Consider the following 15,749-nt stretch of genomic DNA (forward strand, 5'->3'; position numbering starts at 1 on the left):
GCAGCCGCCGCGGGCCCTCCCGGGGCAGCACCCCGGCCTCCGCCCCCACCAGGTACGCCCCCGCGCCCAGCGCCCCCGCCACCGCCAGGCACGCGGCCGCCGGCGGCACCCCCTCGCCCTTCCCCACCACGGTGTCCGCGAACTCCTCAGGGGACCCCAGCGGCCACGGCGTCACCGCCCACACCGCGTGCAGCACCCCGGTCACCCCCAGCGCCGCGGCCACCGCGGCCCCGGCCGGCTTCACCACACCCATCGTCCGAACCCCCTTCGTACCCGGTCGGTCCCCCCCCCACCGTACGAGTGCTTACGCCGCCCCGGTCCGCCGCGCCCACCCCCGCCGCCGGGGCGTCACGACCCGCCACCCGTACGCGCCGAACAGCCGCCCCGGGCCGCCCCGCGGTGGGAGGATCGACCTGTGCCCGACCCCCAGTCCCGTGCCGCCGCCGCGCCCGCGCCTGTGCCCGCGCCCGGGCGCCGCCGCCGTCTGCTCGTCCTGGCGATCTGCTGCCTGAGCCTGTTCATCGTCGGCCTCGACAACACCGTGGTGAACATCGCCCTGCCGGTGATCCAGCGGGACCTGGACGCCCCGGCGTCCGGGCTGCAGTGGATCATCGATGCCTACACCCTGGTGCTGGCCTCGCTGCTGATGCTGTTCGGCTCGGTGGCCGACCGCTTCGGCCGCCGCCGGGTGTTCCAGACCGGCCTGGTCTGCTTCGCGCTCGGCTCGCTGCTGTGCAGCCTCGCGCCGAGCCTGGGCTGGCTGGTGGCGTTCCGGGCGCTCCAGGCGGTGGGCGGCTCGATGCTCAACCCGGTGGCGATGTCGATCATCACCAACACCTTCACCGACCCCAAGGAGCGGGCCCGGGCGATCGGCGTCTGGGGCGGCGTGGTCGGCATCTCGATGGCGCTCGGCCCGCTGCTCGGCGGCTTCCTGGTGGACGGCGCCGGCTGGCCGTCGATCTTCCTGATCAACGTCCCGGTGGCGCTCGCCGCCATCGCGCTGACCGCCCGCTACGTCCCGGAGTCCCGCGCGCCCCGGCCGCGCCGGCTGGACCCGGTGGGGCAGCTGCTGATGATCGTGCTGCTCGGCTGCGGCACCGCCGCGATCATCGAGGGCCCGGCCAACGGCTGGACCTCCCCGCTGATCCTGGCGCTCGCCGCCACCGCCGCGGCCGCGCTGATCGCCTTCCCGCTCTGGGAGCGGCGGGTCGCCGAGCCGCTGGTGGACCCGCGGTTCTTCGCCAGTGTGCCGTTCACCGCCGCCACCGTCACCGCGGTCTGCGCCTTCGCGGCGCTCGGCGGCTTCCTCTTCCTCAACACCCTCTACCTCCAGAACGTCCGTCACTACAGCCCGGTCGAGGCCGGCCTGTGGACGCTGCCGATGGCCGGGATGATGCTGGTCTGCGCTCCGCTGTCCGGACGGATCGTCGCGAGCCGGGGCCCGCGCCTGCCGCTGGTCACGGCCGGGCTCGGGATCGCCGCGAGCGGACTGCTGCTCACCCGCCTGGCCGCCGACTCCCCGCCGGCCCTGCTGCTGGCCGCGTACGGGCTGTTCGGCTTCGGCTTCGGCCTGGTGAACGCGCCGATCACCAACTCCGCCGTCTCCGGCATGCCGCGCGCCCAGGCGGGCGTCGCGGCCGCGGTCGCCTCGACCAGCCGTCAGGTCGGCCAGTCGCTGGGCGTGGCGGTGATCGGCACGGTCGTCACCGCGGCCGTGGTCGGCCCGGTCGCGACGGGTTTCGCCCCGGCCAGCCACGTCGGCTGGTGGATCCTGGTCGGCCTCGGCGGCGCCGTCCTCGCCCTCGGCCTGGCCTCCACCACGGCCCGGGCGAGCGCGACGGCGGCCCGGGTGGCCGCCCGCCTCGGCTCCGAGGCACCGGCCGTCCGGTCCGGTGTACGGGAGGCGCCGCCCGAGCGGCTACGATGACCACTACGGCGGAAGAGCCGGCCGGGCGGTCGCGACGGGTCCCAGACCCGCCGAGGAACGTCCGGGCTCCACAGAGCAGGGTGGTGGGTAACGCCCACCCGGGGTGACCCGCGGGACAGTGCCACAGAAAACAGACCGCCCACCGCTTCGCGCGGCGGGTAAGGGTGAAACGGTGGTGTAAGAGACCACCAGCGACCGGGGTGACCCGGCCGGCTAGGTAAACCCCACTCGGAGCAAGGTCAAGATCGGTGCCCTCGGGCACCGTGCGCGGACGTTTGAAGGCTGCTCGCCCGAGTCCGCGGGTGGACCGCACGAGGCTGTCGGCAACGGCAGCCCTAGATGGATGGCCGCCTCCCCGGGCCGCGCAAGCACCCCGGGAGACAGAACCCGGCGTACAGGCCGACTCTTCCGTCGCCTAGCTTGAGTGAGACCCCCTGATCTGCGAAACAGCAGGTCAGGGGGTCTTTCTCTTTGATCCACCCAGGGTTGTCATTCCAGGGTGGTTCTGCCTGTTCGGGCCCGTTTCTCAGCGCTCTGTGGCGATGATGTGGCGGCGGTGGCGACCGGGTTTACCGCTCCGCCTGCCCGAGGACCAGGTCCCGGTACGGGAGTGAAACCGTCGGGTGGCCGACGATGCCCAGGGCCTTCTCGATCTCTTCGACCAGTTCGGCGGCTCCGTCCGGGGTGGCCCGGATCACCTCCGTCTCCACGAAGACACCTGCCCTTGCCACGGTGTCGATGCTGACGGAGACGCCGGGGATCTCCGGGTGGCGGTGGGTGACGCGGGTCTTCACCACCCGGACCAGCTCCCGCATACCGATGTTTTGAAGAAGCCGTTCTGCACTGATCGCCTGCGCGGCCCCGGCGAGGACCGCATTCGTCTCGACCTTGGACACCATGTCGTCCTCGCGGTGCGTGGTGCCGTTGGATGCGGGCTTGTAGGTGATCTCGGCGAAGGCGCCCCGTCGCCGGACCCGCAGACACTCGACCGTCTGCATGTAGTCGATGTCCGGTCGACTGTAGTAGGTGTCCTCCTCGGTCACGGGGGCTTCCGTCCGGTAGCCGAGTTCGGCGAGCAGTCGCGTGATGCCGCTGCCGTCGTCGGGAAGCTCCCGCTTGCGTTCCACCTCAGTGGTTTCTGTCATGTCGGTCATTCTCCCGAGTTCACCGCCGCGTACATCCGGGCCAGGCTCGCGTGACTGCACCATCGCTGGACCGAGTCCATCGCCCTTCCCAAGGTGTCCGAATCAGCGAGCGGAACGTTCGAGAAGAGCACCAGTTGCTTGGCGTCCCGCAGCGGGTTCGGCAGAGCCCGCCGCAGGTACCGGTTGTAGTAGCCCCGATCCCGCTGGGTCACGTCCGACACCTGTACGGGCATCAGGACGGTCCGGTCCGGCCGGCTCGCCTCGGTGGAGCTGACCGCGAACGCGGCGAGCAGTGCGTCGAGCGTCATGTAGGCGTAGGTCTCACGCCCCTCTCGGGTGGTCCAGTGTTCCCAGATCGCTCGGCACTCCCCGCCGCCACGCTCCGCCGTGGCGAGGAACTGCGAGAGCGCGATGTCCGTGCACTCGTCGAAGATGTCCCCGTCCACCGTGAAGTGGTCGCCGTAGCGCTCGCTCAGGGCGAGCATCATGCGCTTCTGTGACTCGGGCAGCCACTCGGCGTCCGTCAGGCGGTAGTGCACCCGCTTGTGCCCCGTCCGGGCGTCGATCCAGTCCGCAGCCATCTGCCCGTCGAGGAACGGCACGAAGCCGAGAGCCCCGGACCGCCAGACGTGATCCCGGAAAGTGATGTAGTGCCGCTGCACCTCGCGGAAGATCCCGACCGGCGCGGAGACGAACACGGCAGTCCCGGTCGCGAGCTCACCGACCGGGACGATGCGGGAGTCCTGGCGGGTGACCACCTCGTCGTGGGCGCCGTGGTACGGGTGCGTCCCCTCCCGGAGGTACTGCGGCAGGAACATCCGGAGGAACTGGATCCAGGACTTCGCTGCATAGGTCTGCACCGAGCGTTCGTGCAGCGATGCACCGTCGACGGCGTACACGTCGCGATAGGCGAAGAGGCCGCCCGGCCGGAGCACGTTCGGGATGGTGCGGATCATCGAGTGCAGCCCGTTGTACCCGCCGCCGTAGCTGTAGACCTCGTGCAGCAGTGCGGACGCGCTGATCACGTCGACGGGTTCGGGCAGCAGCGTCGCGATGTCCTGTGCGAACCCACTGACCAGTTCGACCGTGCCCACCTTGCGGAACTCGGTCATCGCCTCATTGAGCGAGGTCGACACCACGCCGGGCACCTCCACGAGCGTGAGGTCCACGTCTCGGCGCGTGCTGCCGTTCGCGGCCAGCTGCGAGGCAAGAAAGATGACCGCCGAGCCTCCGCCCGGCCCGATCTCGACCGCCTTGGGGCGGTCGCTCTGAACCCTCTGGAGGGCCTGGTAGGCCAGGAAGCCCTTCTCCTCCCCGTGCGCGTTCGCGGCCACGTCGAGGTAGCCGGCATCCGTCTTCGACTCGGTGGCGAACTTCGATCCGTTCAACTGTCCACCCCAGAAGTTGAGTTGGTTTGTTGGATCGCTTACTCGGAGGTCTTCGCTCGGGCGGCATCGAGCTTTCGCCGCAGCCGGAACCGCCGTGCGAGCTGACGCCGATGAGGGCTGAACATCGTCACGGGCCAGGTGAACTGGAGGTGCACGCCCCACAGCCAGGCGAGCGTGTTGCGCGGTTCCGTGACCAGCGAGCGAAGGGTGCGGCCGATGACGACCGTGCGTGTGGGCCTCACGAGGTGGACCCCTCCTGGGTCCGACGCGGACGGTCGGGGCCGTAGACGGGAACCAGCTCCGGCGTCCTCCCGCTCTGCTCGATCTCGCCGGGCAAGGTGGTCCACTCGATGCCGCCTCGGCGCGGGCGAAGGTAGGCCAGGCCTCCCCTCGTCTCCATGTAGACGCCCTCGCCACCACGATTGGCGCGGTCCTTGACGACCTCGCCGATCTGCGGCTGGTAGATCCCCGCGTGAGACCGCTTGCGAACCGCCACTACAGCTCCCTAGAGCACCTGCTTCGTGTCCTAGGTCAGAAGGTAGAGCAGTGAGAAGTGCTTTCGGCTCGAATGTCGGCGCACTAGTGTACTCCTGAGTGACTATCACCTCGACTGAGGAGTAGCGCATGGCCAGCCCCAAGACGTTCACCGCGATCGCCGACCACTACCGGCAGGCGATCCTCACGGGCGAACTCGTGTCCGGTGAGAAGCTCCCCACGAACAGGGAGATGTGCCAGCGGTGGAACGTGGCGACAGCAACCGTCAGTAGGGCCTTGAACCAGCTGCTGGTTGAAGGACTCATCAGGACCAGCCCCCGTGGAACCTTCGTGGCGGACGAAGCGACAGCAACCGCAACAGGACGGGACCGGCTGTCGATGGTCCAGCGGCTGAGGTCCAGCCTGATGGAAGGGGAGACCAGCCGGGTGACGGCTGCCGAGTTGGTTGTCCCGCCGTTGTACGTGCAGGACATCTTCAATCTCGACCCCGGCGACCAGCTTGTTCGACGTGAGTACGTCGCGGGCCGGGGCAAGACCAGGACGATGCTGGCAGTGGTCTGGTATCCGGCGCACTTCGCGGCCCTGGTTCCTGACTTGCTCTCGACGGCCCCCAGCAAGAACGCGGGGCTGACCGCGAAGGTGCTCGATGCGTCCGGCCGGACGATCACGCATGCCCGGGACGACATGCACGCCCGGGAGTGCGATGCCCGGGAGGCATCGGCACTGGGGCTCCGTGTGGGATCGCCGGTACTGGGCGGCGTCCACCGCTGGTCGGATGACGAAGGTGTGATCGAGTTCGGCCTATGGGTCGTGCCGACACGCGTCACGATCGGCTACGAGTACGGCTCCTGAGCCACTACCGAACGAAAGAACCGCCCCGGCTTGGAAGGCCGGGGCGGTTTGCTATCGGCATGTAGCTCCGGCGATCCAGTACACCTGCGGGACCTGGCGAGACCACTTCTGGGCTTTCTAGTAGAAGGGTCGGCCCTGTATGCCGAAGGCGCCCCCCGTCGTGACGGGGGGGCGCCTTCGGCATACAGGGCCGGCTCCTTGAGGTGCGGTCCGAGGGGTTCTGGTGCCTGCCGGGGCCGACTCTTCCGCCGCCACCCGCCGCCATCCGCCGGTCAGGCGGGCCGGGCGCCGACGGCGTCGCGGATCTGGTCGCCGAGGCCGCCGTTGACGCGGGCGCAGTTGGCGCAGCAGAAGAACATGCCGGCGACTTCCACGCCGTGGCCGACGATGCGGACGTCGCACTGTTCGCAGCGCGGGGCGAGCTTCTCCATCGCGCACTCGAAGCTGTCGAAGGTGTAGGTGTCGCCGGTGACCGTCCTGATCTCGAAGGCCAGCCAGTAGTCGTTGCCGCAGGTGACGCAGATGGCCATGACGGCCGTCTCCTTCCGGTGGGGGCGGCGGCCCCGGGTGGCCGCGCAGCCACCTCCAGTCTTGGAGGCTTCCCGGGAGACGGCCACTCGGCGGCGGCTCCGCCCGTCGTCAGGCGGAGCGGGCCGAGAGGTCCTCCAGGGCGCGGACGGCGCGGTCGGCGTCGTCGGCGGCGACGAACAGGTGGTCGTGGTGGAAGCCGGCCACCACGTTGCAGCTGATGCCCTCCTCGGCGAGCCGGCCGGCCACTGCGGCGGTGAGCCCGACGGCCTCCAGTGCCGAGTGGATCCGCAGGGTGATCCAGGCCGCCACGTACTCGTAGCGCAGCCCGAGCGCGTCCGCCTCCTCCTGGGTGACCACCACCGTCACCCCTTCGGGCTCGGCGACGGTCACCACCGGCCGCATGCCGGCGGGCACCCGGGCGGGGAGCGTGCAGTAGACGTACCGACCGGGGTTGAGCTGCGGGCTCATTCCGCGGAGCAGTGTCGCGAGGTCTCGTTCTGCGGCCATGCCCGCCACCGTAGCGGCTGGACGGGGGATGGGCGGTGCTCCGTGGGCGTGTCGGTATCCGTTGACGAGCGACAGTCACCGATATATCGTCGAACTATCGAGACAGTAACTCGACTGCCTCGTCGAGGATCGAAGATCCGAGGAGGTGAGCGCGATGCGCTCAGAACGTCAGGGAACGCGATTCCGCTGGGAGGGCCCGTGGGGCGGTGGCGGCGGTCGCCGTCGCGGCCCGGGCCCCGAGTTCCGGGGGATGCCCGGAGAGGGCGTCGAGGGCCGGGAGGCGTTCGGCGGGTTCGGCCCGCCGTTCGGTGGCGGCGGTCCCGGCCGGCCGATGGGTGGCCCGTACGGGCACGGCTTCGGCGGGCACGGCGGCCGGCGCGGTGGTCCGCACGGGCGGCGCGGCGGGCGGGCCCGGCGCGGTGACGTCCGGGCCTCGCTGCTGGCGCTGCTCAAGGAGCGGCCGATGCACGGCTACGAGATGATCGCCGAGATCGCCGAGCGGACCGGCGGGGCCTGGCGGCCCAGCCCGGGGTCGATCTACCCCAACCTCCAGCTGCTGGAGGAGGAGGGCCTGATCACCGCGGAGGAGGTCGGCGGCAAGCGGCTGGTCTCGCTCACCGAGGCGGGCCGGGCCGAGGCCGACGCCGGGCCGGCCGAGCCGTGGGCGGAGGCCGGCCGGGAGGTCGACTGGGAGGCCGTGCAGGAGGTCGGCCAGGCGCTCGCCGCCGTCGACCAGGCGATCCGCCAGGTCATGGCCACCGGCACCGAGGCGCAGCGCGCCAAGGGCCTGACGGTGCTGACCGAGGCCCGCAAGAAGCTGTACCTCATCCTCGCCGAGGATGACTGACCGACCCGGGGGAGTGAACCGGGGAGCGGGACGGGCGGTGCTGCTGCCCGGGCGGCCCCGAGCAGGGCCTCACGGCCGGACCGCGAACAGCGCCACGCACACCAGCAGCAGCACCGCCCAGCCGAACCAGAGCCAGGCGTTCGGCTCGACGGTCACGCTGTACAGGCACACCGCCAGGAGCAGCGCCCCGGTGACGCCGGCGACCTGCCGGTTGTGGTGGTCGACCGCCCGGGAGCGGTCCCTCGGATGCCGTGCCGTCCTCGCCATGCCGACCTCCCGGGGGAGCGTGGGGGAGTGCGGGGGAAGGGGCGGCCCGTCAGCCGGAGGCCGCCTCGTCGTACTCGTAGCGCCAGAACCAGCTCAGGCCCCGAACCTGCTTGCTCCGGACGTACACCAGTGTGCGCGCGGGGGCCTCGCCGTGCGCGGGGACCGGGACCTTGTACTTCTTCGGCACGCCGAGCATCGGCCCCAGCGGGATGGGCAGGATCGTCCCGTCCAGGGGGCCGCCGACGAATGCGGTGTCCGCGCTCTTCATCTCTCCAGGGTCTCACCTCCGCGGACTGGCCCGGGGCCACCCGTGGGCCGCACCCGCGGCCGTCGCCGGGGGTGTGACGGGAGAGGCACCGCCCCCGGTCATCCGGAGGCCCTCCGCACCCTTATCCTTCCTGTTACGCCCCCGGGGTCCACCCGGGTCAGCGGGCCCGTACGGGCCGGGCGAGGCGCGAATCCGCGCGCCCTCCGGCCGATTTGGCGCGGACAGCGTGCTGCCGCGACTGCGTACCGTGACCCGGGCGTCGGCCGTCCGGTGACCCCGGGCCGCGGCCGGCTGGGCGCGGACGTCAGGGCCGAGCACCCCGGGAAGCAGACGGGGGCGCCGTGCGTTGCGTCGAGTGGTACGTCGAACGCTGTGTCGCACCAGGCACGGCAGTTGCGCGGAAGGGGCCCGATGGAAGCCGGCAGCAGGTGGACGACCTGGTGGCAGAAGCGTGATCGTCAGCGGGCGGGGGGCGCGGACGGCCCGGCCGCCGGACTCGATCAGCTGCTCGGCGCGGTGCGCGCCGGATTCCCGCTCGCGCCCGCCGCCCATCCGACCGGTTACCGGTGTTCCTGTGACCGGGTGGCCTGTCCGGCCCCCGCCCAGCACCCGGTCTCCTTCGCCTGGCAGACCCAGGCCACCACCGACCCCGAACAGCTCTCCCGCTGGCTCGCCCGCGACCCGGAGGCCAACTTCATCACCGCCACCGGCCGGGTGCACGACGTGCTGGACGTCCCGGTGGAGGCCGGACGGCTGGCGCTGGAGCGGCTGACGGCGCTGGGCGTCGAGGGCCCGGTCGCCGCCGTCGGCGAGGACCGCTACCTGTTCTTCACCGCCACCCGGGGCACCCCGCAGGACGAGGACGAGTGGTGGCCGAGCGCGCTCGACTCCACCCCGGACACCATGTCCGAGCACCCCGGCCTGCGCTGGCACTGCCGCGGCTCGTACACCCTGCTGCCGCCGGCCGCGCTGCCGGACGGCTCCCACGTGCGCTGGCTGCGCGGGCCCGAGCAGCCGCTGCCGGACCCGCTGCGCGTCCTGGACGTGCTCACGGACGCCTGCACCGAGGTGGGCGCCGTCGCCGAGGAGCAGTGGCTGATCGGCTGACGGCGCCCGTCGCCCGCCGGCGGCGGCGCCGCGTCGTTACGGCAGGGTGAGGATCTCCGCGCCGTCCGAGGTGACGACCAGGGTGTGCTCGAACTGGGCGGTGCGCTTGCGGTCCTTGGTGACGACCGTCCAGCCGTCCGGCCAGATCTCGTAGTCGTAGGTGCCCAGGGTCAGCATCGGCTCGATGGTGAAGGTCATGCCCGGCTTGATCACTTCGGTCGCCCGCTCGCTGTCATAGTGCGGGATGATCAGGCCGGAGTGGAACGACGTGTTGATGCCGTGCCCGGTGAAGTCCCGCACCACGCCGTAGTCGAAGCGCTTGGCGTAGGACTCGATGACCCGCCCGATGACGTTGATCTGGCGCCCCGGCTTGACCGCCTTGATCGCCCTGGCGAGGGACTCCCGGGTGCGCTCGACCAGCAGCCGGGACTCCTCGTCCACGTCGCCGACCAGGTAGGTGGCGTTGAGGTCGCCGTGCACCCCGTGGATGTACGCGGTGGCGTCGATGTTGACGATGTCGCCGTCCTGGAGCACGGTCGAGTCCGGGATGCCGTGGCAGATCACCTCGTTGATCGAGGTGCAGACGGACTTCGGGAAGCCCCGGTAGCCGAGGTCGGACGGGTAGGCGCCGTGGTCGCACATGTAGGTGTGGGCGACGGCGTCCAGCGCGTCGGTGGTGACGCCGGGGGCGATCAGCTTGGCCGCCTCCTCCATCGCCCGGGCGGCGATCCCGCCGGCGATCCGCATCTTCTCGATGGTCTCGGCGGTCTGCACCTCGGGCCCGGTGTACGGCGTCGGCGCGGGCTTGCCGACGTACTCGGGGCGCGCGATGTTCGCCGGGACCTTGCGGGTGGGGGACTGGATGCCGGGTACGAGAGCCATGCCGCGAGTCTAGTCGCCGGGCCGTGCCGGACCGGGGCGGATCCCGGGGAGGCCAAGGCCCGGCCCGGGCGGTGTGCGTCCCGGCCCGGCGCGGGGAATGATCGGTACCGACCCAGTCCTTCCGACCCCTACGGGAGAGCAGCATGCCCCTCGGATTCAACCGCAAGCCGACCGGCAAGCCCGGCGAGTGGTTCTACTGCATCAAGCACAACAAGGTCGAGGAGGGCCCGGAGTGCCCGGCGAAGGACCGCCTGGGCCCGTACGCCAGCCCCGAGGAGGCCGCCCAGGCCCTGCGCATCGCGGACGAACGCAACCGCGAGTGGAAGAACGACCCGCGCTGGAGCGACCGCCCCGAGGACGACACCGAGTAGCCCCGGCCGGGCGTCAGGCCGCCGGGGCGGATGGACCCGATCAGGCGCATGTGTACACCTGGTACGCCGTGTACGCTTGGGCTCATGACGCAGCCCTTGCCCAGAGAGTCCATCCGCGACGTTCGTGCGCACCTGGCCGAGGTCGTCGAGCGGGCCGATCGGGACGACGTGCCCACCGTGATCACGCGTCGCGGCAAGGAGGTGGCCGCGGTCGTGTCGATCGATGTCCTGCGGAAGTACCAGCAGTGGGAAGAGCGCGAGATCAACCGGATCATCGACGAGCGCATGGCCGGTTCCACGCCGGGCGTTCCGATCGAGGACGTCATGAGGGAGACGCTGGCTCGCAGTGAGTGAGTACCGCACCGTCTTCCGGCCGGAGGCCCAGGCCGAACTCCGGAAGATTCCCCGTGACATGGCGCTCCGCATCCTGGCCAAGCTGACCGAGCTGGAGAGCGATCCGTTCGGCTTCAACACCACCGCACTCGTGTCGCAGCCCGAACGGCGGCGCCTGCGCGTGGGGGACTACCGCGTCGTCTACACGATCGACAACGGGCAGCTGGTGGTGTGGGTCGTCCACGTCGGCCACCGCTCCACGGTCTACGGCGCCTGACGGGATGCGGCGTGCGGCGGATCGCCGAGTAGCCCCGGCCGGGCGTCAGGCCGCCGGGGCGGCCTCGTGGTCGGTGTGTTCGTGTGCGGCGCGGACGGCGGCGGCGTGCGGGTCGGTGCGGTCGTCGTAGGCGAGCAGTTTCGGGAGGGCGGCGGCGACCGCGATCACGGCGACCACGCAGGCGGCGCCGCCGGCCCAGACGGCGGCGCGCACGCCGACCAGTCCGGCCATGGTGCCGGCCCGGACCTGGCCGAGCTGCGGACCGACGGAGTAGCTGAGCAGTTCGACGCCGGCCATCCGGCCGCGCAGCTCGTCCGGGATGGACTGGTTCCACATCGTCGAGCGGGCGAGCCCGCTGATCTCGTCGGCGCCGCCGGCCAGTGCCAGGCCGAGCAGCACCAGCCAGATCCGGTCGGTCAGCCCGGCGAGCGCCATCGCCGCGCCCCAGCCGACGGCGGCGGCCACCAGCAGCCGCCCGTGCCGGTGGATGCGGGAGGTCCAGCCGCTGGTCGCGCCGACCAGCAGGGCGCCGAGGGCGGAGGCCGCGTACATCGGGCCGAGTGCCCAGTCCGCCCCCAACTCCGAGGCCAGGAAGGGGAAGACGGCCACCGGGAAGGCGAGCAGCATCGCGCAGAGGTCGATCGCGTAGGTGCCGAGCAGGTCCTTGCGGCTCCACGCGTAGCGGACGCCGGTCAACACCGCCTGCAGGGAAGGCCGTTCGGCACCGGTGGCCGGCGGTACCGCCTTGATCCGGACGAGCAGCAGCAGCGAGACGACGAAGGAGAGGACGTCCAGCGCGAACGCGGTCTGCACCCCGGCGAAGGCCACCACGACACCGGCCAGCGCCGGGCCGGCCACCGAAGCGGCGTTGTGGTACAGCGACTTGAGGGCGAACGCGGCCGTCAGGTGCTGGTGCGGGACGAGCCGGGGGAGGAGCGAGTCCAGCGCCGGGCGCTGGATGCCGTCGGCGGCCGCGACCAGCGCGGCGACGACGTAGATCGGCCAGAGCAGCGGGTGCGGCAGCAGGGCGTTGAGCAGCAGCAGACCGGCCAGCAGGCCGAGCGCGGCCTCCGCCCGCAGCACCAGCTTCCGGCGGTCCAGGGCGTCGGCGAGGGCGCCGCCCCACAGGCCGAAGACGATCAGCGGGACGAGTTCGACGGCGCCGACCAGGCCGACCGCGAAGGACGACCCGGTGAGCTCCTTGATCTGCATCGGCACGGCGACGAGGGTGAGGAAGCCCCCGAAGCTGGTGATGCAGCCCGAGGTCCACAGGTAGCGGAAGTCGCGTGAGGCGCGCCACGGGGAGAGGTCGGGCGTCAGCGAACGCAGCAGCGTCCGGGTGCGGCCGGGCACGGGGGGATGCGGGGGTTCGTCGACGTTCACGAACCATCATCCTCGGGTGGCGGCCACGGCTTCCGCAAAGGGTTTTTCCGACTGATCGGAGAACCGCCCGGTGCGTCGGGCGACCGGCGGACCGGGGCGTGGGGAGGCCTTCGGTCACCAGCGGCTGATGGTGGGCATCGACGTCAGCCGCCCGGCGAGTTCGGCGAGCCGGTCCCGGACGGAGCGGCGGCCGACCGGCTGCCCGGCGGTGACGCTGACCAGGTGCTGGGCGAGGTCGAACGGCTCCTCGGCGGCGGTGCCGACGGTCAGCCGCTCGTGCGCGAGCTCGCGGAGCTCGGCGAGGCCATCGAGGCCCCCGAGGCCACCCGCGTCACCGACGACACCCGCGACACCCGCGACACCCGTACCACCCGTACCACCCGTGCCACCGGGGCCCGTGGGCCCGTCGGCCCCGGCCGGGGCGCCCCCGTCCAGCGCGAGCACCGTCGCGCCGTGCCGCCGCGCGTCGTGCACCCGCTCCAGCAGCGGGGCGCCGACCGCCCGCGGGGCCACCACCAGCACGGTCGCGCCGCGCCCGGCCTCGGTGAGCCGCCGCAGATCGTGCGTCAGATGGGCCGGGGCGTCGGCGGGCGGGCTGTGCCGCAGCAGGGTGGGCGCCAGCCGGGGGACGTCCGACCAGACGGCCTCGTCGTCCAGGTGGGCGGCCAGGTGCCACGGTTCGTACGACTCCGTGCCGACCAGCAGCAGCCCGCTCGCACCGCGCCGGTCCACCGAGCGGCGCAGCGCCCCGGCGAAGCCGCCGACGGCCTCCAGCCAGCCCGTTCCCGTCAGCCGTTCCCGGAGTGCCGAAACTCTCACCGCGTCCATGCGGGCCAGAATGTCCCGCCGGGCCGGGGATTTGGCAGGATCGGCCCATGACTTCCCTCGATTCAGCGACAAACCCGGCCCACGCGGTGCCGGACGTCTCGCACCTGGTGGTCGGTGTCCTCGGCGGCACCGGCGACCAGGGGCGGGGCCTGGCCCTGCGGTTGGCCAAGGCCGGCCAGCAGGTGATCATCGGCTCCCGCGACGCCGCCCGGGCCGAGGCCTCGGCGGCCGAGCTGGGCCTCGGCGTGCGCGGCGCCGACAACGCCGCCGTCGCCCGGGAGAGCGACGTGGTGATCATCGCGGTCCCGTGGGACGGCCACGCCGCCACCCTGACCGCGCTGCGCGAGGAGCTCGCGGGCAAGATCGTCGTGGACTGCGTCAACCCGCTGGGCTTCGACAAGCAGGGCGCGTACGCGCTGAAGCCGGAGGAGGGCAGCGCCGCCGAGCAGGCCGCCGCCCTGCTGCCGGACTCCCGGGTCACCGCCGCGTTCCACCACCTCTCGGCGGTGCTGCTGCAGGACGAGTCGGTGGAGAGCATCGACACCGACGTCATGGTGCTCGGCGACGACCGGGAGGCCACCGACGTCGTCCGCGGCCTGGCCGGCCGCATCCCCGGGATGCGCGGCGTCTTCGCGGGCCGGCTGCGCAACGCCCACCAGGTGGAGGCCCTGGTCGCCAACCTGATCTCGGTCAACCGGCGCTACAAGGCCCACGCGGGCCTGCGGATCACCGACGTCTGACCGACCCGGACCCCGGACGGAGCACTTCGTGTCGACCTCACCCCTGGCCCGGCTCCGGAGGTGAGGTCGGCGACAATGGGTGGCGGCCGTGACCCGGCCGCCCGCACCCGTTCTAGGAGCCTCCTGCCATGCCCCGCACGTCCCTGCTCTCCCTGATCGTCGTCGTCCTCGCGCTGGCCGCCGCCGTCTTCTCGCTGACCCAGGGCCTCTGGCTGGGCCTGATCTGGCTGCCGCTGGCCGGCGTGGCCAGCAACGTGCTGTGGATGAACCGCCGCCGGGAGAAGCTGGCCCAGGCCGCCGCCGCGGCGGCCGAGCAGGGCTGACACCCGCGGGCGGCGCCCGTGCCCGCGAGCGGGATCAGTTCTTCCAGAAGCTGAACAGGTACCGGCCGAGCGTCGCGTAGTCCTGGTCCACGCCGAACAGGCCCATCAGGCCGTGGACGATCCCGAAGAAGAACTGGTTCACCGAGGGCTGCCACAGCAGCGCGAACACCGCGAGCATCCCGTACGGCGCGAACGGCTCGATCGCGCGCCGGGTCTTGTACGACAGCCAGGGCTCGACGATCCCGTAGCCGTCCAGTCCGGGCACCGGCAGCAGGTTCAGCACCGCCGCGCTCAACTGGAGGAAGCCGAGGAAGCCCAGCGCGCCGGAGAACGGCGAGATGATCAGCTCGTAGCCGTTCCAGTACGCGTGCACGCTCGGGTCGTCCAGCCAGCCCGCACCGATCGGGATCAGCAGCGCCGCCGCGATGAGCAGGTTAACCAGCGGTCCGGCCGCCGAGATCAGGCTGTGCTTGAGCCGGCCCTGGATCCGGTGCCGCTCGATCCAGACCGAGCCGCCGGGCAGGCCGATGCCGCCGAGGATCACGAAGACGATCGGCAGCACGAAGCTGAGCAGCACGTTGGCGTACTTCAGCGGGTTGAGCGTGAGGTAGCCCTTGGCGCCGACGGTGATGTCGCCGCCGTGCAGCGCGGTGCGCGCGTGGGCGTACTCGTGCAGGCAGAGCGAGACCATCCAGCCCGCGACCACGAACAGGAACACCCCGAACGAGGCGTTGCCGTAGCCCTGGTACACCGCCCAGCCGGAGGTGCCGAGGACGGCGAGGAGCACCCAGAACACCGGGCTGATCCGGCGGTCCTCGCTGCGGGAGCGCGGCGTGGCGGCGAAGGTCATGGTGTGGGTGCTCCGTGGCAGGGGAAGAGGGGCGGGTGCTGGCCGGGGTCGATCATGCCGGGCGGGCCGGTGACCGGACAAGCCGTTCCGGGTGAACGTCCGGGCGAACGGTGGCGTTCCACCCTACGGTGCCGCGGCCCGGGGTGGGGTCGCCGCGGCCCGGGGTGGGCCGCCGCGACCGGGGGCGGGCGGGGCCCGCGGACGGGCCCAGCACAATTGTGCGGCCCTTCCCCCGCCGATCGACCAGAATGGCCCGGTGTACTTCGGCATTCTCGGGACGACGACGGCCCACCACGACGACGGCACCCCGGTAGCGATCGGCGGCGCCCGGCTGGTCGACGAAGCCGCGGCCGGGCAGGTCCACGGCCATCGCGTTGACCGTGAAGTCCCGGCGGACCAGGTCCTGCTCGATGGTGTCGCCGTAGCTG

General features: G+C 71.9%; 22 protein-coding genes, 1 other RNA gene and 1 pseudogene. 10 read left to right on the forward strand and 14 right to left on the reverse strand.

From position 1 onward, the window contains the following. The coding region (locus AB0E96_RS26515) for a DUF3995 domain-containing protein (RefSeq protein ID WP_359827917.1) at positions 1-253 on the reverse strand (253 nt) is incomplete at its 3' end. A 162-nt stretch (positions 254-415) separates the two neighbouring features. On the opposite strand from AB0E96_RS26515, the gene AB0E96_RS26520 reads away from it, so the two are divergent. Together AB0E96_RS26520 and rnpB are read left to right on the forward strand one after the other, a co-directional pair. Further along, positions 416-1,927: an MFS transporter gene (locus tag AB0E96_RS26520; RefSeq protein ID WP_359827919.1), complete on the forward strand. Its 1,512-nt coding sequence runs from the start codon at positions 416-418 to the stop codon at positions 1,925-1,927. 13 nt (positions 1,928-1,940) lie between these two features. Beyond that, an RNA gene (gene rnpB / locus AB0E96_RS26525) (RNase P RNA component class A) lies at positions 1,941-2,338 on the forward strand. A 158-nt stretch (positions 2,339-2,496) separates the two neighbouring features. Here the strand turns inward: rnpB and AB0E96_RS26530 are convergent. From AB0E96_RS26530 to AB0E96_RS26545, 4 genes are read right to left on the reverse strand one after another with little or no spacing between them, the layout of a single operon-like run. Next, the gene (locus tag AB0E96_RS26530; RefSeq protein WP_359827920.1) at positions 2,497-3,072 is read right to left on the reverse strand and encodes a class IV adenylate cyclase; all 576 of its coding nucleotides are present in this window, start codon (positions 3,070-3,072) and stop codon (positions 2,497-2,499) included. Between the two features lie 5 nt (positions 3,073-3,077). Continuing rightward, positions 3,078-4,460 (reverse strand): hypothetical protein, encoded by a 1,383-nt coding sequence (locus AB0E96_RS26535; protein ID WP_359827921.1) that lies wholly within the window; start codon positions 4,458-4,460, stop codon positions 3,078-3,080. Positions 4,461-4,498: 38 nt separating this feature from the next. After that, positions 4,499-4,702, reverse strand: a complete 204-nt coding sequence (locus tag AB0E96_RS26540; RefSeq protein ID WP_359827923.1) for a hypothetical protein — start codon at positions 4,700-4,702, stop codon at positions 4,499-4,501. Further along, positions 4,699-4,956 (reverse strand): hypothetical protein, encoded by a 258-nt coding sequence (locus tag AB0E96_RS26545; protein WP_359827925.1) that lies wholly within the window; start codon positions 4,954-4,956, stop codon positions 4,699-4,701. Before AB0E96_RS26545 ends, AB0E96_RS26540 begins: the two co-directional genes overlap by 4 nt. Before the next feature lie 128 nt (positions 4,957-5,084). Between AB0E96_RS26545 and AB0E96_RS26550 the strand changes: the two genes are divergently transcribed. Next, positions 5,085-5,807, forward strand: coding sequence for a GntR family transcriptional regulator (locus AB0E96_RS26550; protein ID WP_359827927.1), 723 nt, complete (start codon positions 5,085-5,087; stop codon positions 5,805-5,807). Positions 5,808-6,079: 272 nt separating this feature from the next. Here AB0E96_RS26550 and AB0E96_RS26555 read toward each other — a convergent pair whose 3' ends face one another. Together AB0E96_RS26555 and AB0E96_RS26560 are read right to left on the reverse strand one after the other, a co-directional pair. Beyond that, positions 6,080-6,337: a hypothetical protein gene (locus AB0E96_RS26555; RefSeq protein ID WP_049658025.1), complete on the reverse strand. Its 258-nt coding sequence runs from the start codon at positions 6,335-6,337 to the stop codon at positions 6,080-6,082. A 109-nt stretch (positions 6,338-6,446) separates the two neighbouring features. Next, a complete protein-coding gene (locus tag AB0E96_RS26560) occupies positions 6,447-6,845 on the reverse strand; it encodes an ACT domain-containing protein (RefSeq protein WP_359827929.1) in 399 nt (132 codons plus the stop codon). Positions 6,846-7,095: 250 nt separating this feature from the next. On the opposite strand from AB0E96_RS26560, the gene AB0E96_RS26565 reads away from it, so the two are divergent. Next, a complete protein-coding gene (locus AB0E96_RS26565) occupies positions 7,096-7,692 on the forward strand; it encodes a PadR family transcriptional regulator (protein ID WP_359827948.1) in 597 nt (198 codons plus the stop codon). Positions 7,693-7,761: 69 nt separating this feature from the next. Here the strand turns inward: AB0E96_RS26565 and AB0E96_RS26570 are convergent, their stop codons facing one another. Together AB0E96_RS26570 and AB0E96_RS26575 are read right to left on the reverse strand one after the other, a co-directional pair. After that, positions 7,762-7,959, reverse strand: a complete 198-nt coding sequence (locus tag AB0E96_RS26570; protein ID WP_359827931.1) for a hypothetical protein — start codon at positions 7,957-7,959, stop codon at positions 7,762-7,764. Between the two features lie 49 nt (positions 7,960-8,008). Further along, complete coding sequence (locus AB0E96_RS26575) at positions 8,009-8,227, reverse strand: hypothetical protein (RefSeq protein WP_359827932.1); 219 nt, start codon at positions 8,225-8,227, stop codon at positions 8,009-8,011. A gap of 411 nt (positions 8,228-8,638) precedes the next feature. Between AB0E96_RS26575 and AB0E96_RS26580 the strand changes: the two genes are divergently transcribed. Continuing rightward, positions 8,639-9,334 carry a bifunctional DNA primase/polymerase gene (locus tag AB0E96_RS26580; RefSeq protein WP_359827933.1) on the forward strand — a complete coding sequence of 232 codons (696 nt, stop codon included), beginning with the start codon at positions 8,639-8,641 and terminating at the stop codon, positions 9,332-9,334. Between the two features lie 36 nt (positions 9,335-9,370). Here AB0E96_RS26580 and map read toward each other — a convergent pair whose 3' ends face one another. Then, on the reverse strand, positions 9,371-10,216 hold the full coding sequence (map, locus tag AB0E96_RS26585; RefSeq protein ID WP_359827935.1) for a type I methionyl aminopeptidase: 846 nt from the start codon (positions 10,214-10,216) through the stop codon (positions 9,371-9,373). 143 nt (positions 10,217-10,359) lie between these two features. Between map and AB0E96_RS26590 the strand changes: the two genes are divergently transcribed. The 3 genes from AB0E96_RS26590 (at position 10,360) to AB0E96_RS26600 (ending at position 11,197) form a co-directional block, all read left to right on the forward strand. Next, complete coding sequence (locus AB0E96_RS26590; RefSeq protein ID WP_359827937.1) at positions 10,360-10,587, forward strand: hypothetical protein; 228 nt, start codon at positions 10,360-10,362, stop codon at positions 10,585-10,587. Positions 10,588-10,671: 84 nt separating this feature from the next. Beyond that, positions 10,672-10,941, forward strand: a complete 270-nt coding sequence (locus tag AB0E96_RS26595) for a type II toxin-antitoxin system Phd/YefM family antitoxin (RefSeq protein ID WP_359827939.1) — start codon at positions 10,672-10,674, stop codon at positions 10,939-10,941. Next, positions 10,934-11,197, forward strand: a complete 264-nt coding sequence (locus AB0E96_RS26600) for a type II toxin-antitoxin system RelE/ParE family toxin (RefSeq protein ID WP_359827940.1) — start codon at positions 10,934-10,936, stop codon at positions 11,195-11,197. The genes AB0E96_RS26595 and AB0E96_RS26600 overlap by 8 nt, the downstream gene beginning before the upstream one ends. A gap of 45 nt (positions 11,198-11,242) precedes the next feature. Here AB0E96_RS26600 and AB0E96_RS26605 read toward each other — a convergent pair whose 3' ends face one another. Further along, on the reverse strand, positions 11,243-12,580 hold the full coding sequence (locus AB0E96_RS26605; RefSeq protein ID WP_359827942.1) for an MFS transporter: 1,338 nt from the start codon (positions 12,578-12,580) through the stop codon (positions 11,243-11,245). Between the two features lie 114 nt (positions 12,581-12,694). After that, entirely contained in the window at positions 12,695-13,408 is a 714-nt protein-coding gene (locus AB0E96_RS26610; RefSeq protein WP_359827943.1) for a hypothetical protein, read from the reverse strand. 47 nt (positions 13,409-13,455) lie between these two features. Here AB0E96_RS26610 and npdG point away from each other — a divergent pair, with 47 nt between their 5' ends. Together npdG and AB0E96_RS26620 are read left to right on the forward strand one after the other, a co-directional pair. Continuing rightward, the gene (gene npdG, locus AB0E96_RS26615; RefSeq protein WP_359827944.1) at positions 13,456-14,148 is read left to right on the forward strand and encodes an NADPH-dependent F420 reductase; all 693 of its coding nucleotides are present in this window, start codon (positions 13,456-13,458) and stop codon (positions 14,146-14,148) included. A 128-nt stretch (positions 14,149-14,276) separates the two neighbouring features. After that, on the forward strand, positions 14,277-14,471 hold the full coding sequence (locus AB0E96_RS26620; RefSeq protein ID WP_359827945.1) for a hypothetical protein: 195 nt from the start codon (positions 14,277-14,279) through the stop codon (positions 14,469-14,471). Between the two features lie 34 nt (positions 14,472-14,505). Here the strand turns inward: AB0E96_RS26620 and AB0E96_RS26625 are convergent, their stop codons facing one another. Both AB0E96_RS26625 and AB0E96_RS26630 read right to left on the reverse strand, forming a co-directional pair. After that, positions 14,506-15,321: a site-2 protease family protein gene (locus AB0E96_RS26625; RefSeq protein ID WP_359827947.1), complete on the reverse strand. Its 816-nt coding sequence runs from the start codon at positions 15,319-15,321 to the stop codon at positions 14,506-14,508. A 334-nt stretch (positions 15,322-15,655) separates the two neighbouring features. Then, a pseudogene (locus AB0E96_RS26630) lies at positions 15,656-15,749 on the reverse strand (hypothetical protein); the annotation flags it as partial.

Source organism: Kitasatospora sp. NPDC036755 (genome assembly GCF_040636595.1).
Lineage (GTDB): Bacteria > Actinomycetota > Actinomycetes > Streptomycetales > Streptomycetaceae > Kitasatospora.

Coding starts and splice junctions, on each gene's coding strand:
- AB0E96_RS26530 (WP_359827920.1), bottom strand. CDS start 3,072: ATGACAGAAACCACTGAGGTGGAACGCAAGCGGGAGCTTCCCGACGAC.
- AB0E96_RS26550 (WP_359827927.1), top strand. CDS start 5,085: ATGGCCAGCCCCAAGACGTTCACCGCGATCGCCGACCACTACCGGCAG.
- AB0E96_RS26555 (WP_049658025.1), bottom strand. CDS start 6,337: ATGGCCATCTGCGTCACCTGCGGCAACGACTACTGGCTGGCCTTCGAG.
- AB0E96_RS26560 (WP_359827929.1), bottom strand. CDS start 6,845: ATGGCCGCAGAACGAGACCTCGCGACACTGCTCCGCGGAATGAGCCCG.
- AB0E96_RS26565 (WP_359827948.1), top strand. CDS start 7,096: ATGCCCGGAGAGGGCGTCGAGGGCCGGGAGGCGTTCGGCGGGTTCGGC.
- AB0E96_RS26570 (WP_359827931.1), bottom strand. CDS start 7,959: ATGGCGAGGACGGCACGGCATCCGAGGGACCGCTCCCGGGCGGTCGAC.
- AB0E96_RS26575 (WP_359827932.1), bottom strand. CDS start 8,227: ATGAAGAGCGCGGACACCGCATTCGTCGGCGGCCCCCTGGACGGGACG.
- AB0E96_RS26580 (WP_359827933.1), top strand. CDS start 8,639: ATGGAAGCCGGCAGCAGGTGGACGACCTGGTGGCAGAAGCGTGATCGT.
- map (WP_359827935.1), bottom strand. CDS start 10,216: ATGGCTCTCGTACCCGGCATCCAGTCCCCCACCCGCAAGGTCCCGGCG.
- AB0E96_RS26590 (WP_359827937.1), top strand. CDS start 10,360: ATGCCCCTCGGATTCAACCGCAAGCCGACCGGCAAGCCCGGCGAGTGG.
- AB0E96_RS26595 (WP_359827939.1), top strand. CDS start 10,672: ATGACGCAGCCCTTGCCCAGAGAGTCCATCCGCGACGTTCGTGCGCAC.
- AB0E96_RS26610 (WP_359827943.1), bottom strand. CDS start 13,408: ATGGACGCGGTGAGAGTTTCGGCACTCCGGGAACGGCTGACGGGAACG.
- npdG (WP_359827944.1), top strand. CDS start 13,456: ATGACTTCCCTCGATTCAGCGACAAACCCGGCCCACGCGGTGCCGGAC.
- AB0E96_RS26620 (WP_359827945.1), top strand. CDS start 14,277: ATGCCCCGCACGTCCCTGCTCTCCCTGATCGTCGTCGTCCTCGCGCTG.
- AB0E96_RS26625 (WP_359827947.1), bottom strand. CDS start 15,321: ATGACCTTCGCCGCCACGCCGCGCTCCCGCAGCGAGGACCGCCGGATC.